The organism is Pseudomonas sp. IT-P171 (genome assembly GCF_949767765.1).
GTDB lineage: Bacteria > Pseudomonadota > Gammaproteobacteria > Pseudomonadales > Pseudomonadaceae > Aquipseudomonas > Aquipseudomonas fluorescens_B.
The window spans coordinates 47,565-63,775 of sequence record NZ_CATKQN010000057.1; the positions used below are offsets into that span (position 1 = coordinate 47,565).

14 protein-coding genes are annotated in these 16,211 nt (G+C 60.6%); 3 read left to right on the plus strand and 11 right to left on the minus strand.

Annotated elements, in window-relative coordinates:
- Positions 1 to 479: 479 nt before the first annotated feature.
- From ACM6I5_RS24485 to plsB, 3 genes are read right to left on the minus strand one after another with little or no spacing between them, the layout of a single operon-like run.
- Complete coding sequence (locus ACM6I5_RS24485) at positions 480 to 1,169, minus strand: DUF4197 domain-containing protein (protein WP_017336683.1); 690 nt, start codon at positions 1,167 to 1,169, stop codon at positions 480 to 482.
- Positions 1,170 to 1,208: 39 nt separating this feature from the next.
- Positions 1,209 to 1,607, minus strand: coding sequence for a YbaY family lipoprotein (locus ACM6I5_RS24490; RefSeq protein WP_414879493.1), 399 nt, complete (start codon positions 1,605 to 1,607; stop codon positions 1,209 to 1,211).
- 52 nt (positions 1,608 to 1,659) lie between these two features.
- Complete coding sequence (gene plsB, locus ACM6I5_RS24495; RefSeq protein WP_414884863.1) at positions 1,660 to 4,161, minus strand: glycerol-3-phosphate 1-O-acyltransferase PlsB; 2,502 nt, start codon at positions 4,159 to 4,161, stop codon at positions 1,660 to 1,662.
- A 236-nt stretch (positions 4,162 to 4,397) separates the two neighbouring features.
- Here plsB and ACM6I5_RS24500 point away from each other — a divergent pair, with 236 nt between their 5' ends.
- Positions 4,398 to 4,607 carry a cold-shock protein gene (locus ACM6I5_RS24500; protein ID WP_017336686.1) on the plus strand — a complete coding sequence of 70 codons (210 nt, stop codon included), beginning with the start codon at positions 4,398 to 4,400 and terminating at the stop codon, positions 4,605 to 4,607.
- Between the two features lie 94 nt (positions 4,608 to 4,701).
- Here ACM6I5_RS24500 and ACM6I5_RS24505 read toward each other — a convergent pair whose 3' ends face one another.
- From ACM6I5_RS24505 to ACM6I5_RS24520, 4 genes are all read right to left on the minus strand, one after another.
- The gene (locus ACM6I5_RS24505; RefSeq protein ID WP_017336687.1) at positions 4,702 to 5,079 is read right to left on the minus strand and encodes a hypothetical protein; all 378 of its coding nucleotides are present in this window, start codon (positions 5,077 to 5,079) and stop codon (positions 4,702 to 4,704) included.
- Between the two features lie 76 nt (positions 5,080 to 5,155).
- Positions 5,156 to 5,965: a putative RNA methyltransferase gene (locus ACM6I5_RS24510; RefSeq protein ID WP_414879495.1), complete on the minus strand. Its 810-nt coding sequence runs from the start codon at positions 5,963 to 5,965 to the stop codon at positions 5,156 to 5,158.
- Entirely contained in the window at positions 5,965 to 7,116 is a 1,152-nt protein-coding gene (gene dapE, locus ACM6I5_RS24515; RefSeq protein WP_414884864.1) for a succinyl-diaminopimelate desuccinylase, read from the minus strand. The genes ACM6I5_RS24510 and dapE overlap by 1 nt, the downstream gene beginning before the upstream one ends.
- A gap of 220 nt (positions 7,117 to 7,336) precedes the next feature.
- Complete coding sequence (locus tag ACM6I5_RS24520; RefSeq protein ID WP_414884865.1) at positions 7,337 to 9,928, minus strand: glycosyltransferase; 2,592 nt, start codon at positions 9,926 to 9,928, stop codon at positions 7,337 to 7,339.
- A gap of 271 nt (positions 9,929 to 10,199) precedes the next feature.
- Between ACM6I5_RS24520 and tcdA the strand changes: the two genes are divergently transcribed.
- Positions 10,200 to 11,018, plus strand: coding sequence for a tRNA cyclic N6-threonylcarbamoyladenosine(37) synthase TcdA (gene tcdA / locus ACM6I5_RS24525; RefSeq protein WP_017336691.1), 819 nt, complete (start codon positions 10,200 to 10,202; stop codon positions 11,016 to 11,018).
- Between the two features lie 144 nt (positions 11,019 to 11,162).
- Here tcdA and ACM6I5_RS24530 read toward each other — a convergent pair whose 3' ends face one another.
- The 4 genes from ACM6I5_RS24530 to ACM6I5_RS24545 form a co-directional block, all read right to left on the minus strand.
- A complete protein-coding gene (locus ACM6I5_RS24530; protein WP_017336692.1) occupies positions 11,163 to 11,567 on the minus strand; it encodes a SufE family protein in 405 nt (134 codons plus the stop codon).
- A complete protein-coding gene (locus ACM6I5_RS24535; protein WP_414884866.1) occupies positions 11,564 to 12,769 on the minus strand; it encodes an aminotransferase class V-fold PLP-dependent enzyme in 1,206 nt (401 codons plus the stop codon). Before ACM6I5_RS24535 ends, ACM6I5_RS24530 begins: the two co-directional genes overlap by 4 nt.
- Before the next feature lie 141 nt (positions 12,770 to 12,910).
- On the minus strand, positions 12,911 to 13,945 hold the full coding sequence (gene dapD / locus ACM6I5_RS24540) for a 2,3,4,5-tetrahydropyridine-2,6-dicarboxylate N-succinyltransferase (protein WP_017336694.1): 1,035 nt from the start codon (positions 13,943 to 13,945) through the stop codon (positions 12,911 to 12,913).
- A 33-nt stretch (positions 13,946 to 13,978) separates the two neighbouring features.
- On the minus strand, positions 13,979 to 14,341 hold the full coding sequence (locus ACM6I5_RS24545) for an ArsC family reductase (protein WP_007949322.1): 363 nt from the start codon (positions 14,339 to 14,341) through the stop codon (positions 13,979 to 13,981).
- 213 nt (positions 14,342 to 14,554) lie between these two features.
- Here ACM6I5_RS24545 and ACM6I5_RS24550 point away from each other — a divergent pair, with 213 nt between their 5' ends.
- Complete coding sequence (locus tag ACM6I5_RS24550; RefSeq protein WP_017336696.1) at positions 14,555 to 16,180, plus strand: Na+/H+ antiporter; 1,626 nt, start codon at positions 14,555 to 14,557, stop codon at positions 16,178 to 16,180.
- Positions 16,181 to 16,211 lie beyond the last annotated feature (31 nt).

Here is a 16,211-nt window from a genome sequence, read left to right on the forward strand (position 1 = left end):
GCCGACCAGGCTTTTGTTGGCTGGGTACATATCCTTTTTTGCGGTAACGGCTGCTGGCGGTTTCGCCCTTACGGCGAGTCCCTTTTGGCAAACGCCCCAAAAGGAACCAAAAGGTCTCGCCCCGAGCGTCCGGCCCCTCGCTAAGGCTCGGCGTTCCTTCGCTCCGGCATTCATCCGGGGGCATCGCCCTCCGGTTGGCTTCGCTGGCACCTACATGCGATGAGTTCGACTGCGTCGAACGGCGCTGCGCGCCACTCCCCGGATGAACACCTCCACTCAGCCTCCCGAAGGGGCGGGTAGATCAAGATCAAGAGCGCAAGGCGAGCTAACGCTCGACCTCGTGGTTTGGTGGGGGGTGGGGGGTATCTGCTTGTGTAGGCGTCGGGCTTGGTCGCGATGGCGGTGTGTCGTAGATATCAAATTCGACTGACACACCGCTTTCGCGAGCAGGCTAGGTCCCACAGGATCGGGGTTGAGGCTTAGAGGGTGCCAAACACCTTCTTCGCCAGACTGGTTGCTGCCGCTGCAGGATTCTGGCGAATGGTTTCTTCCTGTTTGCCGATCATTTCGAACAAGCCGTTCAGTGCCTGTTCGGTGACGTAGCTTTCAATGTTGGCATTTTTTGTATCGATCACGCCCATGGTCGCGGCTTGGCCGGCGAACGAGTTGTACTGCTTGGCCAGGCCGACCTGGTCGGTGGCTTGCTTGACGATCGGCAGGAACTTGGCGCGGATTTGTTCGCGGCTGGTTTTGTTCAGGTATTGGGTGGCCGAATCGTTGCCGCCGCTGAGGATGCCCTTGGCGTCTTCAACGGACATTTTCTTCACGGCGTCCACGAGGATCGGCTGGGCCTGGGTCACGGCGGTTTCTGCCGCTTTGTTCATGCTGGTTTCCAGTTGATCAACCTGGTCGCCCATGCCGAACTGCTTCATCTTGCTGGCGACCTTGCCCAGTTTGCCTGGCAGTTCGATTTTCACGTCGGGGTTGTTGCTGAACCCGCCCGGTGTACCGAGTTGTTTGACGGCCAGTTGCGCGCCTTGGGTCAGGGCGTCCTTGAGGCCGCCGGTGGCGTCTTTTTGCGACAGGTCACTGAGCGATAGCGCCATGGCGCTGGCGGAAATCATCAAGCCTGCGCAGAGGCCGGCGAAGCGAAGGGTAGGGCGGAACATGGCGGCTTCCTTGTTCGGAAAAATTGAGCAAAAAGACATTTAGCGGACAGCGTCGACGCGGATTTTCAGTGGCTGCGGATCGCTGCCATCCAGTTGCACGGCATGGTGTTCGGTGGTGATGAACACCAGTTTGCCATCCACTTCGATGCGCGCGCTGACGGAATATCGATGGCCGGGTTTGACCTGAGCCGGATCGTAACTCAGATGGAATGGCAGTGGCACCTGACCTTTGACGGGGCCTATCTGTTCGTCGAGCACCACGGCGGGGGCGTCGGCCAGAGACACGTCCTGCAAGCTGACGCTCAGGATGGCGGTCGGCGGCAGGGCGATGCGTTGCAGGTAGAAGACTTCGCCATCGAGGCTGGTTTTGGCGGCGGGCTGCATCGAATGACAGGCTCCGAGCAAAGCGGCGATGGCCAATAGAGAGAGTTTTTTCATCTGATATTTCCAATCTGATGTGGGAGCAAGCCCGCTCCCACAGATTTTTTCGTCAAGTCTCGGGCTGGGTGGTGACCAGATCCGCGGCATCTTCACTACGATGCAATGCCACCTGACGAATCGACAAACGAATTTCTGCCGGCAACACCCGTTTGGCCGCGCCTTCGGCCAGTTCGCCGAGCAGTTCGTGGTAGCTCAACTTGCCGGCTTCGTCACGCTTGAGCACGTCCAGGTCAAGCAGGGTCTGGATGAAGTGGCGGAACAGGCTCTTGTCGAAGAACTCCGGGGCATTCAGCCCGTGCAGGATTGACAGGCGCTGGGCCATCACCGTGCACAGGTCCTCCAGTTCTTCGGCGCTGATGCTGTTCTGGCCACTGTTGAGCAGCAGGGAAACGGTCATGTAGAAGCGTTGCAGCGTCTGGGCGATGCTCTTCGACAGCAAGGTCAGCAACACGAAATGCCGCGAACTCGGCGCCGGGCGCAGGTAAACGTCATTTTCAAAACGCAGCAGGCCCTGCTCGACGAACGCTTCCAGCCATTGATCGATCACGGCATCCAGTTCGTCCAGCGACCAGCGAATGAACAGCTCCGATTGCAGGTACGGATACAGTGCGCGGGTGTAGCGCAGGATCTGCTCACGGCTCATGCGCGAAGCGCTCTGGAAGAAGCTCGCCAGCAGCGCCGGCAACGCGAAAATGTGCAGCACGTTGTTGCGGTAATAGGTCATCAGGACGGCATTCTGCTCGTCCAGGTACAGAATCCTGCCCAGTGCATCACTTTGTTCGGACAGCAGATCCATGTCTTTCACATGCTCGATCAGTGCGCGCCCGTCACCCTCCGGCAGCGTGGTGTGCGGCGAGTACGGCACCTTGCGCAACAGCGCCAGATACAGATCCAGCACCCGTGCCATGGCCCGATCATCCAGTGCCAGACGGCTGGTGGACAGCAATGCCAACGCCACGAGATTGACCGGGTTGATCGCTGCCGCTTCGTTCAGGTGCTGCGCGACTTTTTCGCCGAGGCGGTTGGTGGTTTCGTTGAGCCACGCCGGTTTGAACTGCGGGCCGAGTTCCTGTTGGCGCCAGTCTGGCTGCTCGCTGTCGAGGAATTCTGCCAGTTTGATCGGCTCGCCGAAGTTCACCGCCACCTGGCCGAAGCGCTGTTTGAGCGCGCCAATGACTTTGAAGATGTCGAAGATCGATTCTTTCTTTTTACTCGCACCGCGCAGTTCGCCGAGGTAGGTCCGGCCTTCCAGCACGCGTTCGTAGCCGATGTACACGGGGATGAAGACGATCGGCATGCGCGACGAGCGCAGGAAGCTGCGCAGGGTGATCGCGAGCATCCCGGTTTTCGGTTGCAGCATGCGCCCGGTGCGCGAACGGCCGCCCTCGACGAAGTACTCGACCGGAAAGCCTTTGGTGAACAGGGTGTGCAGGTATTCGTTGAACACCGAGGTGTACAGCGGGTTGCCCTTGAACGTGCGACGCATGAAGAACGCACCGCCACGACGCAACAGGCTGCCGATCACCGGCATGTTGAGGTTGATCCCGGCGGCGATGTGCGGCGGGGTCAGGCCGTTGCGGAACAGCAAGTAGGACAGCAGCAAGTAGTCGATATGGCTGCGGTGGCACGGCACGTAGATCACTTCGTGACCTTGGGCGACCTTCTGCACGCCTTCGATGTGGTTGACCTTGATCCCGTCGTAGATCTTGTTCCAGAACCAGCTCAGCACCACTTCCAGAAATCGGATCGCGGTGTAGGTGTAGTCCGAGGCGATCTCGTTGCCGTAGCGCAGGGCCTGGGCCTTGGCTTTCTCCGGGGAGATGTTTTCCCGCTCGGCTTCGTCGAGAATCGCTTGCTTGACCAGCGGCTGATTCAGCAGGCCCTTGACCAGATTGCGCCGGTGGGAAATGTCCGGGCCGATGACGGCGGCTTTGAGGTTGCGGAAGTGCACCCGCAGAATCCGCTGGGCCATGCGTACGGTACGCTCGTGACCTTTGTTGTGATCGATCAGTTCGCGCAGGTGGATCGGCGCGGAGAACTGCACGCGGGTCTTGCGTCCGAGCACGATGATGCTCAGCAAGCGGCGCAGACGTCCGGTAACGGCCCAACTGTCGGCGAACAACAGTTTCCACGGACTCGATTCGCTGTCCGGCGATTGCCCCCAGAACACGCTGACCGGGATGATCTGCGCGTCTTCGGCGGCATTCTGGCTCAGGGCGCTGACCAGGCGGGTCAGGGTCGGCGGCGCACCGCGCTTGTCCTGGCGACCGAGCCAGTCGGGGTCCGGTGTCAGGTAAAAGAACGCGGCGGGTTCCAGCAGATTGCCGACAGACACCGGTAACACCGGGCGAGGCAGGCCGGCCTTGCTGCATTCGGTGTCGACCACGGCGAGGTCGGTCAGCGAAGGGTTTTGCAGGACGTAGAACACCGGACGACTGCGGTCGAGGTTGAGGGTGAACGACGACTGGTTGATCGTCTCGGAGCGAACCCAGAGATAGAGCAATCGGCGCAGGGTGCCAAACACAAGACGGCGGAACGGGGAACGGGTCATACGGCATCTGCATGAGTGAATAAAACCGAGCGTTTGCTCGGGCGGCCGATAGTGTGCCGGATTCACCGAAAATCGGCAAAAAAGCGCCTAAGTAAAGTTGAGTTGAGAGTTTTGGCAGCTGTCATATACTCGGCGAGCCCGCACTGGCTAGATAGTGGCACCTGGTCCGCGCAAGCACTGTTCCCGAGGCTTTCCTGCGAAAAGCCCGATCAATAATAAAAAAGGGGTATGAACAAATGGCAACACGTGAAACCGGCAATGTGAAGTGGTTCAACGACGCCAAGGGCTACGGTTTTATTCAGCGCGCGGACGGGGTGGATGTGTTCGTGCACTACCGTGCGATTCGCGGTGAAGGCCACCGCTCGCTGACGGAAGGTCAGCAGGTCGAGTACGCGGTAGTGACCGGCGAGAAGGGGTTGCAGGCTGAGGATGTGGTGGGGCTTTAAGCCTTAAGATCAAAAGATCGCAACCTTCGGCAGCTCCTGCATTGAAGGATGAACACCCTGTAGGAGCTGCCGAAGGCTGCGATCTTTTTGCTTTTTAAGCCGTTTTCCAGGTGATCTCTTCTTCACCGTCGGCGCTGATGCGCATCCAGCGATCCGCTGTCTCTTCACCTTCTTCCTCGACCCAGCTGCCCGGCGCACAACGTACTTCTACGTTCAGCGCAGCAAACGCGGCGCGGGCACAGGCGATGTCGTCTTCCCACGGCGTCTGGTCGCTTTCCAGGTAAAGGCTGTTCCATTTTCCTACGGCTTTCGGCAACCAGGTCACCGGCACGTTGCCGGCCTTGCACTTGTAGGTCTGGCCTTTCTGAACCCAGTCGGTACACGGGCCCAACGCTTCACCGAGCCAGGTGGCAACGGCCTTGTAGTCGACGTCGGCGTCTTTCAGGTAAATCTCGATATCGGGTTGGCGCATGGATGTCCTCACTGCGGGTCTGAAAAATCCATTCGCGGATTTAGCCGGCCTCAAGCCGTTGCTCAAGACCAAAAAATTATTGAAGTACGAAGTAATCGTAACGCATCGACACGGTGACCTCGAACGGCTCGGCCTGTTCGATGACCGCCGCCCGGCGTTCGGCGCTGGCGCGCCAGCCGTGGGGTGTCATGGCCAACAGGTTGGCGCGATCCTGACCACTTGAAAGCGTCAGTTTGAATTCCAGGGTTTCGCTGTGCTGCAAAGCCATGCCTTGCGGGACCAGCGCCAGGTGCTTGTCGTCGGTGTACTCACGCACTTCATCGTACAGCCGTTCGCGCAATTCCATCAGATGGCCGCTGGTCGGCCCGACTTTCATCAAGCCGCCGCCGGGACTGAGCAAGCGCTTGGCTTCTTCCCAGTCCAGCGGGCTGAAGACGCTGGCGAGAAACTGACAGCTGCCAGAGGCCAGCGGCACCCGCGCCATGCTGGCGATCAACCAGGTCAGCTGCGGGTTGCGTTTGCAGGCGCGTTTGACCGCTTCCCGGGAAATGTCCAGCGCGTAACCGTCAGCGTTGGGCAAGGCCTCGGCGATTTGTGCGGTGTAGTAACCCTCCCCACAACCGATGTCGAGCCAGCGCTGCGGCGCGTATTCAGCCGCCAGTTCAGCGAGGCGCTTGGCCACCGGCGCGTAGTGGCCGGCGTTCAGGAAGTCGCGTCGGGCTTCAACCATCGCCAGGTTATCCCCAGGGTCGCGGCTGTTTTTGTGCTGCACCGGCAACAGGTTCAGATAACCCTGGCGCGCACGGTCGAAACGATGCCCGGCGGGGCAGGCCACACCATTGTCCACCGCGTTCAACGGTTCGTTGCAGATCGGGCAGGCGAGCATCAGGCGAGCAACTTGATCAGGGTCTGGTAGTAGATTTCGGTCAGCACGTCGAGATCAGCGGCCAGCACACGCTCGTTGACCTGGTGGATTGTCGCGTTGACCGGGCCCAGTTCAACCACTTGTGTACCCATGGTCGCGATGAAGCGGCCGTCGGAGGTGCCACCGCTGGTGGACGCCTTGGTGTCGCGACCGGTGACGTCCTTGATGCTTGATGCCACGGCATCCAGCAACGCGCCTGGTTCGGTGAGGAACGGCAGGCCGGACAGCGCCCAGTCGATGTGCCAGTCCAGGCCATGCTTGTCGAGGATGTCGGCGACGCGCTTTTGCAGACCTTCGACGGTGGATTCGGTGGAGAAGCGGAAGTTGAACACCGCCACCAGATCACCCGGGATCACGTTGGTCGCGCCCGTGCCGGAATTCACGTTGGAAATCTGGAAACTGGTCGGCGGGAAGAAATCGTTGCCGTGGTCCCAGTGTTCCGCGGCCAGTTCGGCCAGCGCCGGGGCGGCGAGGTGGATCGGGTTCTTGGCCAGGTGTGGATAAGCGACGTGACCCTGCACACCGCGCACGGTCAGTTTGGCGCCAAGGGAACCGCGACGGCCGTTCTTGACCACGTCACCCACCAGCGTGGTGCTCGACGGTTCACCGACGATGCACCAGTCCAGACGCTCCTTGCGAGCGGCGAGGCGCTCGACGACCGCCTTGGTGCCGTGATGCGCCGGGCCTTCTTCGTCGCTGGTGATCAGGAACGCGACCTTGCCCTTGTGATCCGGGTAGTCGGCGACGAAGCGCTCGGCGGCCACGGTCATGGACGCGAGGCTGCCTTTCATGTCCGCCGCGCCACGGCCGCAGAGCATGCCGTGTTCGTCGATCAGCGCGTTGAACGGGTCGATCTGCCAGGCCGTTACCGGGCCGGTCGGGACCACGTCGGTGTGACCGGCGAAACACAGCACCGGGCCGTCGTGTTTGCCGTGGGTGGCCCAGAAGTTATCCACATCTTCGATGCGCATCGGTTCCAGGGTGAAACCGGCATCGCCCAGGCGCTGCATCATCTGCTTCTGGCAATCGGCGTCGAGCGGCGTCACGGACGGACGGCGGATCAGGTCGATGGCGAGTTGAAGGGTCGGCGAAAGGTCGGCGTGGGCCGTCATGGAAAACTCCGGAGATCATGAATGTGGGCGCGGACTGAATGTGGGAGCGAGCCTGCTGGCGATGGCGGTGTGGCAGTCAACATAAACGGTGATTGTTACATTGCCATCGCGAGCGGGCTCGCTCCCACAGGGATGGATATCACGCCAAGCCCTGCAAAATGGCGGTTATCTTAAAGCAAAACGGCGGCCATTGGCCGCCGTTTAGTGCATCTGCAAAGATTTAGACTGCCGGTGCCGTTTCGGCCTCGACCGCCGGTTTCGGCAGCGAGGACAGGAACGCCATGATCAGCGCCGCCAGGTACGGCAGCGACTGCACCAGCAACATGATCACCCAGAAGCGCATGTCGTTGCTCGGCAGCCCGTTCACGAGGAAGATCCCCAGCGCCGCGCCCCACAACAGCAACATGATGAACACCTCTTCACGGGCCTCCGAAATCGCCACCCAGAAGCCGTGGTTGTCGGCGTTTTTCGGCGTACGGAAGAACGGAATGCTGCTGGTGAAGAAGCCGTACAGCACCGCTTTGGCGATGGTGTGCGACAACGCCAGGCCTGCCAGTGCCGCGCAGAACGCATCCTTCAGGTTCACGCCAACGGCGCGACGGTAAAGGAAGATGATCTTGCCGACCTTGAACACGAACAGCGCCAATGGCGGGATCGCGAAAATCAGCAATGGTGGATCGACGCGCTGCGGAACGATGATCATCGCCGCCGACCACAACAGTGCGCCGACGGTGAAGAAGATGTTCATGCCATCGGCCACCCACGGCAACCAGCCCGCGAGGAAGTGGTAACGCTGGCCACGGGTCAGTTCGGTGCCCTTGCCGCGCAGCAAACTCGCGGTGTGACGTTTGATGATCTGAATCGCACCGTAGGCCCAGCGGAAACGCTGTTTCTTGAAGTCGATAAAGGTATCGGGCATCAGCCCTTTGCCGTAGCTGGTGTGGTAATACGCCGCCGACAAACCTTTCTCGAACACGCGCAGACCCAGTTCGGCATCTTCACAGATGCACCAGTCGGCCCAGCCGAGCTCCTCGAGCACCGAGCGACGGGTCATGGTCATGGTGCCGTGCTGGATGATCGCGTCGCGGTCGTTACGGGTGACCATGCCGATGTGGAAGAAGCCTTTGTATTCCGCATAGCAGAGCTTCTTGAAGGTGCTTTCGTTCTGGTCGCGGTAATCCTGCGGCGACTGCACCACAGCGATTTTCGGATCGGCGAAGTGCGGCACCATGTGCTTGAGCCAGTTCGGGTCGACGCAGTAATCGGAGTCGATCACCGCAATCACTTCCGCATCCTTGGCGGTGTGCGGAATCAGGTAGTTCAGCGCGCCGCCCTTGAAACCGGCCAGCGGTGCGACGTGGAAGAACTTGAAGCGCGGGCCGAGGGTTGCGCAGTAATCGCGCACCGGTTCCCAGACCGCCGGGTCCTTGGTGTTGTTGTCGATGATCAGGACTTCGAAGTCCGGATAATCAAGGTTGGCCAGGGCATTGAGGGTCTGTTTGACCATCTCCGGCGGCTCGTTGTAGCAAGGGACGTGAATCGACACTTTCGGCCTGTAGTCCGAATCGCCTACAACGGGCAGGAATTCACGCCGCCGCTTGTGGGTCCAGACCGCTTCGGCCAGTTCGTGGGCCTCGGTCAGCAATACGATAAAGACCCCGAGCGCGCCGAGTGCGAGCAGGAATCCGACCGTCAGGCTGAACCAGGTGCTGTATTGCTGGCTGTAGTCATAACCGATCCACACCAATACCGAACCGCACAGGAACGCGATAAAGGTCAGGAAGGTACGGCCACGTTGACGCAGGGCCGAGCCGTCGATCATCAGCAAGGTCAGGGACAGCAAGGCCAGTACCGCCGAGCCGATGGCCAGCACGCGCCATTGCGGAATCGCGACCACCGGGCCTTCGAAGTTGAATTTCTGCTGACGCGCGGCGTTGAACACGCCCCAGTACGCGCCCACCGAACCTTCGTCACTGGCTTTCCACGGCTGGTCAAACGCTTCGATCACGAAGTAGTTGAAGCCTTGGCGGTTGAGCTTGTTCACCAGCGTGCGCAGGTAGATCGCCTGATCCGCCGGGCTCGCATCGGTGCCGCCACGCATGCGACCGTTGCTCGGCCAGCCAACCTCCGAAAGCAACAGCGGTTTTTTCGGGAACATCTTTTTCAGGTCGCGGGCGCGGTCGAGGACGAATTGGCCGGCCTTGTCCACCGGCACGTATTCCCAGTAAGGCAGAACGTGCGCGGCAATCAGGTCGACGTGCTTGGCCAGTTCCGGGTGTTCTTCCCAGACGTGCCATTGCTCGGACGTGGTGACCGGGACCTTCACGGCGGCACGGACGCGATCAAGGATCACGCTCAGTTCCGCAGCGGTAATTTCCTTACGGAAGATCGCCTCGTTGCCTACCACCACGCGAACCACGCTGCGTGAGGAGTTGGCGATTTCGATGGCTCGGGTGATCTCGCGCTCGTTGCGTTCCAGGTCCGGGCTGATCCAGATGCCGAGAGTGACCCGCAGGCCGAATTCTTCAGCCAGCTTGGGAATGTCGCCCAGGGTGCCATCGACCGAGTAAGTACGGATGTTGTCCGTCAGCTTGCTCATGATCTCCAGGTCCCGACGCATTTGATCATCGGTCGGATACTGCTCTTTCTGCGGGTACTGGCCTTGCTGGAACGGCGAGTAGGAGAACCCGGAGATTTGTTCGGGCCAGTTGGGGGCGGTGACCGGGCGGTTGATCAGCGCCCAGAAGCCGGTAAACAAGGCTGCGATGGCGAGCACCACGACCAGGTTGAGTCCAAATTTACGCGATGACATAGCTATTTCGGGTTCCAAAGGCTGTGGAACGAAGTTACGGTCGGCGACTGCCAAGGGGCGCGCATCCTACACCGTGCTTTCCCTGACCGTACAGCGGACAGGGAAAAGCCGGACGTTGGGCAATCCAACTTGGCTTAAGTTCTTTCGTTGGACCCTGCAGGTTAAATCTTGGTTCTGTGCAGGCTGAATAATGAGGTCAGGACGCCCGTTCATAGCTCAAAGATGCTCTTGGCCGCCGACGGCCCTATAATGCGCGCCGGTTTTTGGGGTAATGGTCATGAGTACAGAAGATCCGCGGTTTGCAGGCATCGCCCGTTTGTATGGCATCGAAGGGCTTGAGCGCTTGCGTGCGGCCCACGTGGCGATCGTCGGCGTCGGTGGCGTCGGCTCCTGGGCGGCGGAAGCCATCGCCCGTTGCGGCGTAGGCGAGATTTCCCTGTTTGACCTCGACGACGTATGCGTCAGCAACGCCAACCGCCAGCTGCACGCGCTGGACAGCACGGTCGGCAAACCCAAGGTCGAGGTGATGGCCGAGCGTTTGCGCGGAATCAATCCCGACTGCACGGTGCACGCAGTGCCGGACTTCGTCACCCGCGAGACCATGGCCGAGTACATCACGCCAAATATCGACTGCGTGATCGATTGCATCGACAGCGTCAACGCAAAAGCGGCGCTGATCGCCTGGTGCAAACGCCGCAAGATCCAGATCATCACCACTGGCGGGGCGGGTGGGCAGATTGATCCGACGTTGATTCAGGTCTGCGACTTGAACCGAACGTTCAATGATCCATTGGCTTCTAAGGTACGTTCGACCCTGCGCCGCGATTACAACTTCTCCCGCACCGTGACCCGTCATTACAGCGTGCCGTGCGTGTTTTCCACCGAGCAGCTGCGCTATCCGAAACCGGATGGCAGCATCTGTTTGCAGAAGAGTTTCGTCGGGGATGGCGTGAAGCTCGACTGCGCCGGCGGGTTTGGCGCGGTGATGATGGTGACGGCGACGTTTGGCATGGTCGCGGCGACCAAGGCTGTGGATAAGATTGTGGCTGGGGTGCGACGGCCGGCGGATAAGTTGAAGCCAGCACCGTAAACGGACTTGTGTGGCGAGGGAGCTTGCTCCCGCTGGGTCGCGAAGCGGCCCCAAATCCGGGAATTTCGGTGTTTCAGGAGCGTCGTGTACAACGATGTACGACTGCTTCGCAGCCGAACGGGAGCAAGCTCCCTCGCCACAGGGCTACTGAGCCAACTCATTCATCCGCTGTAACACGGCGTTGAGGCCATTACTCCGCGAGGGCGACAGTTGTCGGGACAAGCCCAACTGGTTGAACCACTCCGGCAAATCCACCTGCTGCAACTCAACCGCCGACAGCCCGTTAACCCGCGCCAGCAACAACGCCACCAACCCGCGAATCAGGCGTGCATCACTGCTCGCGCTGAACTGCCAATGGCCGTCCTGCAACGCGCCGACCAACCACACCTGACTTTCGCAGCCATGCACACGGTTGGCCTCCACCTTGTCCACATCGCTCAACACGGGCAGACGGTCGCCCCATTGCATCAGCAGCCGCGCCCGTTGTTCCCAACTCGCCGTCTTCTGGAAAGTATCCAGCGCCGTGATGGCGTCAGCCGGCAAGTTCATCGCAACAACTCCAGCGCCTGATCCAGTGCTTCAAAGAACCGCTCAAGATCTTCGGAGTCGTTGTACAGCGCCAACGACACCCGAATCGCCCCGGCCAGTTCAAAGCTTTTCAGCAGTGGCATGGCGCAGTGATGACCGGCGCGTACTGCGATGCCCTGTTCGGTGAGCAAATGCGCCAGATCAGCGTTATGCACACCCTCGACGACAAAACTCGCCAGCGCCAGTTGCGGTTTGCCCAGCAGCCGGATGCCGTTGCGGGCCTCAAGGCCTTTCAACAAATAGTCATGCAGTGCCGCTTCATGGGCCGAGACGGCGTCCTGGTCGAGTCCCGCGAGGTAATCCAGCGTCGCCCCGAGGCCGATCACACTGGAAATCGGCGGCGTGCCCGCCTCGAATCCCAGCGGCGCCGGGCGAAAGCGTGCGTGCTGGTAATCCGCGTCCAGCACCATTTCGCCGCCGAATTGCCAATGGCGCAGTTGCTTGAGCGCTTCATGGCGTCCGAACAACACGCCCAGACCATCTGGACCGTAGAGCTTGTGGCTGGAAAACACGTAGAAGTCGCAGCCCAGTGCCTGCACGTCATGCCGACCATGGACCACGCCTTGAGCGCCATCGACCACGGTCAACGCGCTGTGTGCCTTGGCCATCGCCAGCAAGGCGGGCAGCGGCTGCCAGGCGCCGAGCACGTTGGACAACTGACTGACTGCCAGCAAGCGGGTTTGAGGGCCGATCAGCGACGCGGCGGCATCGAGGTCAATCAAACCGTCGGTAGCCAGTGGCAGGATCACCAGCTTCAGCTCGCGACGGTGGGCCAGTTGCTGCCATGGCAGCAGGTTGGCGTGATGCTCCAGGGCACTGATGACAATCTCGTCGCCCGGATTGAACATGTGTTCCAGGCCATAGGCCAGGAGGTTCAGCGCGGAGGTGGCGCCGTGGGTAAAGATGACCTGCCCGCAATCGCCGGCATTCAGCCAGTGGGCGGCTTTGCTGCGGCTGTCCTCGAATGCCTGGGTGGCATGCGCGCCGGGCAAGTGCTGCGCCCGATGCACGTTGGCCGCACCATTGGCGTAGTAATGCGCCAGGGCATCCAGCAGGGCTTGAGGTTTTTGAGTGGTGGCGGCGTTGTCCAGATAGGTCTGGTCTTGCCGTTGCAGAGCGGCGATGGCCGGAAAATCGGCGCGCCAGGGAGAGGGAATCATCATGTTGTTCGGCCCTGGTGAACATGGGCGGATATGCGCCTGACCTTGTGGGAGCGGGCTTGCCCGCGAAGCTTTTTGGCAGCCTCAAAGGCTCCTTCGCGGGCAAGCCTGCCCCCACAGGTTCAGTTTCGTCGACCGTGACGCTTAGTTGTGAGCGTGCAGCGCTTCGTTCAGTTCGATCGCCGATTTGTGGGTTTTGCATTCCACGGCACCGGTTTCCGAATTGCGGCGGAACAGCAGGTCAGGCTGACCGGCCAGTTCACGGGCCTTCACGACCTTGACCAGCTTGTTGTTCTCGTCCAGCAGTGCCACTTTGGTGCCGGCGGTCACGTACAGGCCCGATTCAACGGTGTTGCGGTCGCCCAACGGGATACCGATACCGGCGTTGGCGCCGATCAGGCAGCCTTCGCCGACCTTGATCACGATGTTGCCGCCACCCGACAGGGTGCCCATGGTCGAGCAACCGCCGCCCAGGTCCGAACCCTTGCCGACGAAGACACCCGCGGAAACGCGGCCTTCGATCATGCCCGGGCCTTCGGTGCCGGCGTTGAAGTTGACGAAACCTTCGTGCATCACGGTGGTGCCTTCGCCGACGTAGGCGCCCAGACGAATACGTGCCGCGTCGGCGATTCGCACGCCGGCCGGTACCACGTAGTCGGTCATTTTCGGGAACTTGTCCACCGAGAACACTTCCAGCAGCTCGCCGCGCAGACGGGCTTCCAGTTGATGCTCGGCCAGTTCGGCGAGGTCGATGGCGCCCTGGCTGGTCCACGCGACGTTCGGCAGCAGCGGGAACACGCCGGCCAGGTTCAGGCCATGCGGCTTGACCAGGCGATGGGACAGCAGGTGCAGCTTGAGGTAAGCCTCAGGCGTGGAAGTCAGTTGCGCGTCTTCGGCCAGAATGGTCGCGACCAGCGGTTTGTGGCTCTCGGCCAGACGGGTCAGCAACGCAGCCTGCGCCGCGTCGACGCCTTTGATGGCTTCAGCCAGTTGCGAGGCCTGAGCGGTGCTGAAGGCGATGGCCTGATTGCCTTCGGTATAGCCCAGGACCGGGGCGATGGCCGCGACCAGTTCGGCCGAAGGATTGAGCAATGGCTGTGCGTAAAACACTTCCAGCCACGCGCCTTGACGGTTTTGAGTGCCGACACCAAAGGCCAGGCTGAATACGGTAGTGGACATGTAAATACCTCTAACAAAATTGAACGGGCGGGCTTACTTGAGCGCTGCCGCGTAGATGTCTGGCTTGAAGCCAATCAGGGTTCGGTCACCGAGATCGAGCACCGGGCGCTTGATCATCGAGGGTTGTGCGAGCATCAGTTCGATGGCTTTCGGCTGGTCGAGATCGGCTTTACGTTCGTCGTCGAGCTTGCGAAAGGTCGTGCCTGCACGGTTCAACACCACTTGCCAGCCGTGCTCGTCGCACCATTGGGTCAGGTGTTCACGGTCGATTCCGGCCGTTTTGTAATCGTGAAAGTCATAGCTGACAGCGTGTTCATCGAGCCAGGTGCGCGCCTTTTTCATGGTGTCGCAGGCTTTGATGCCGAAAAGGTGCAACGTTTTGCTTGAAACGGTCAAGGAATTGCCCCCTTTACAGGTGCTGGAAAAAAAAGGTGAAGGATTATGCCATGACCGTCCGGTTAAAGCGCGAAACCCTGTGGGACCGGGCGTGTTCCTACAGGGCTATCAGGCTGTCCGTGCCTGCGTGCGACATTGGTGCAACGGTCAGGCAGTAGGGTAAGCGGCTAATATGGCACTTCAATGCTGTCGATTGTCCGGGAACCACGCTTTATGCAAACCGCTTACACCGTCCTGATCCTGTTGATGCTGGTCAGCGTTTCGCGTCTGGTCGGACGCGTGATCCCGTTACCGTTGCCACTGGTGCAAATCGCCGCGGGTGCCTTGCTGGCCTGGCCGACGCTGGGGCTGCATGTGGCGCTGGATCCCGAACTGTTTCTTTTTCTGTTCCTGCCGCCGCTGTTGTTTTCCGACGGCTGGCGCATGCCCAAGCGTGAGTTGTGGCGTTTGCGCGGGCCGATCCTGACCCTGGCGGTGGGCCTGGTATTGTTCACCGTCGTCGGTGCCGGTTATTTCATTCATTGGTTACTGCCAGGCATCCCGCTGCCGGTGGCTTTTGCCCTGGCGGCGGTGTTATCGCCGACGGACGCGGTGGCCGTCTCGGCGATTTCGCAGAACCGCTTGCCGACGCCGTTGATGCATATGTTGCAGGGCGAGGCGCTGATGAATGACGCCTCGGGCCTGGTGACGTTCAAGTTTGCCCTGGCAGCAGCGGTGACCGGCGTGTTCTCCCTGGCCAACGCCAGCGTGACGTTTGTGTTGGTGGCGGTCGGCGGCCTCGCTGTCGGTGTGGCGCTGAGCTGGCTGGTCGGGCGCTTGCGCTCGTGGATGATCGCTCGCGGCTGGGATGATCCTGCCACTCATGTGGTTTTCATGTTGCTGCTGCCGTTTGCGGCTTACGTGCTGGCGGAACGACTTGGCGCATCGGGCATTCTGTCTGCCGTGGCGGCGGGAATGATGCAGAGTTGGCTCGATCTGCTGCCGCGCCAGACCAGCACCCGGTTGCTCAATCGCAGCGTCTGGTCGCTGCTGGAGTTCGCCTTCAATGGCCTGATCTTCCTGCTGCTGGGGTTGCAACTGCCAGACATCATCAAAGCCGTGGTCAGCCACGAAACGTCTTTGTGGCCGACGTTGCTTTACCGTTGTCTCGACGTGCTGGCGATTTTCGTCGTGTTGGTGGTGTTGCGGTTCGTCTGGGTACAGAGCATCTGGCGTCTGTCGGGACTGTTGCGTCGCTGGCGCGGCAAGGGCGAAATGGTCAACGTGCCGACCGCGCGATCCTGCTGGTTGCTGACGGTGGGTGGGGTGCGCGGAGCGGTGACGCTGGCGGGCGTGTTGTCTGTTCCGATGTTGGTAGCGGGTGATGCATTTCCTGAACGAGATCTGCTGATCTTCATTGCGGCCGGGGTCATTCTGCTGTCGCTGATTGCAGCCTGTATCGTGCTGCCCCTGTTGTTGCGTGGCATCGAAAAGAGCCCGGACGACAAACGTCGCAGTGAGGTGCGCGAGGCCTGGCGAAAAACCGCCGAAGCGGCCATTCATGCCCTCGAAGCCGAAGAAGCCAATCCACAGGACGCCGGGCAGGCGGCGCTCGCCGTCGAACTCAAGGCGCGGATCATGTCCGAGTATCGGCATCAGCTGGAGGTGTTCAACGATTCGGCGGAAGCCCAGGCATTGGCGTTTCAGATGGACTTGCTGGAACGGCGTCTGCGTTTGAAGGCGCTACGGGCGCAGCGGCTGGAGTTATATAAGCTCAGTCGTCACCACCAGATTGGTGATGACGTATTGCGGGAAGTGCTGGGTGAGCTGGATTTGAGTGAGGCTAACTTGGGTAAGTGAAGTAATGAGTTCTGCGTACTGGTTCTGGATG

Bases quoted from the DNA above. Each gene is read 5' to 3' on its own strand.
- dapD (WP_017336694.1), bottom strand. From the start codon at position 13,945: ATGTCCACTACCGTATTCAGCCTGGCCTTTGGTGTCGGCACTCAAAAC.
- ACM6I5_RS24550 (WP_017336696.1), top strand. From the start codon at position 14,555: ATGCAAACCGCTTACACCGTCCTGATCCTGTTGATGCTGGTCAGCGTT.
- ACM6I5_RS24490 (WP_414879493.1), bottom strand. From the start codon at position 1,607: ATGAAAAAACTCTCTCTATTGGCCATCGCCGCTTTGCTCGGAGCCTGT.
- ACM6I5_RS24505 (WP_017336687.1), bottom strand. From the start codon at position 5,079: ATGCGCCAACCCGATATCGAGATTTACCTGAAAGACGCCGACGTCGAC.
- ACM6I5_RS24510 (WP_414879495.1), bottom strand. From the start codon at position 5,965: ATGCTCGCCTGCCCGATCTGCAACGAACCGTTGAACGCGGTGGACAAT.
- ACM6I5_RS24520 (WP_414884865.1), bottom strand. From the start codon at position 9,928: ATGTCATCGCGTAAATTTGGACTCAACCTGGTCGTGGTGCTCGCCATC.
- ACM6I5_RS24535 (WP_414884866.1), bottom strand. From the start codon at position 12,769: ATGATGATTCCCTCTCCCTGGCGCGCCGATTTTCCGGCCATCGCCGCT.
- ACM6I5_RS24500 (WP_017336686.1), top strand. From the start codon at position 4,398: ATGGCAACACGTGAAACCGGCAATGTGAAGTGGTTCAACGACGCCAAG.
- plsB (WP_414884863.1), bottom strand. From the start codon at position 4,161: ATGACCCGTTCCCCGTTCCGCCGTCTTGTGTTTGGCACCCTGCGCCGA.
- ACM6I5_RS24485 (WP_017336683.1), bottom strand. From the start codon at position 1,169: ATGTTCCGCCCTACCCTTCGCTTCGCCGGCCTCTGCGCAGGCTTGATG.
- tcdA (WP_017336691.1), top strand. From the start codon at position 10,200: ATGGTCATGAGTACAGAAGATCCGCGGTTTGCAGGCATCGCCCGTTTG.
- dapE (WP_414884864.1), bottom strand. From the start codon at position 7,116: ATGACGGCCCACGCCGACCTTTCGCCGACCCTTCAACTCGCCATCGAC.
- ACM6I5_RS24530 (WP_017336692.1), bottom strand. From the start codon at position 11,567: ATGAACTTGCCGGCTGACGCCATCACGGCGCTGGATACTTTCCAGAAG.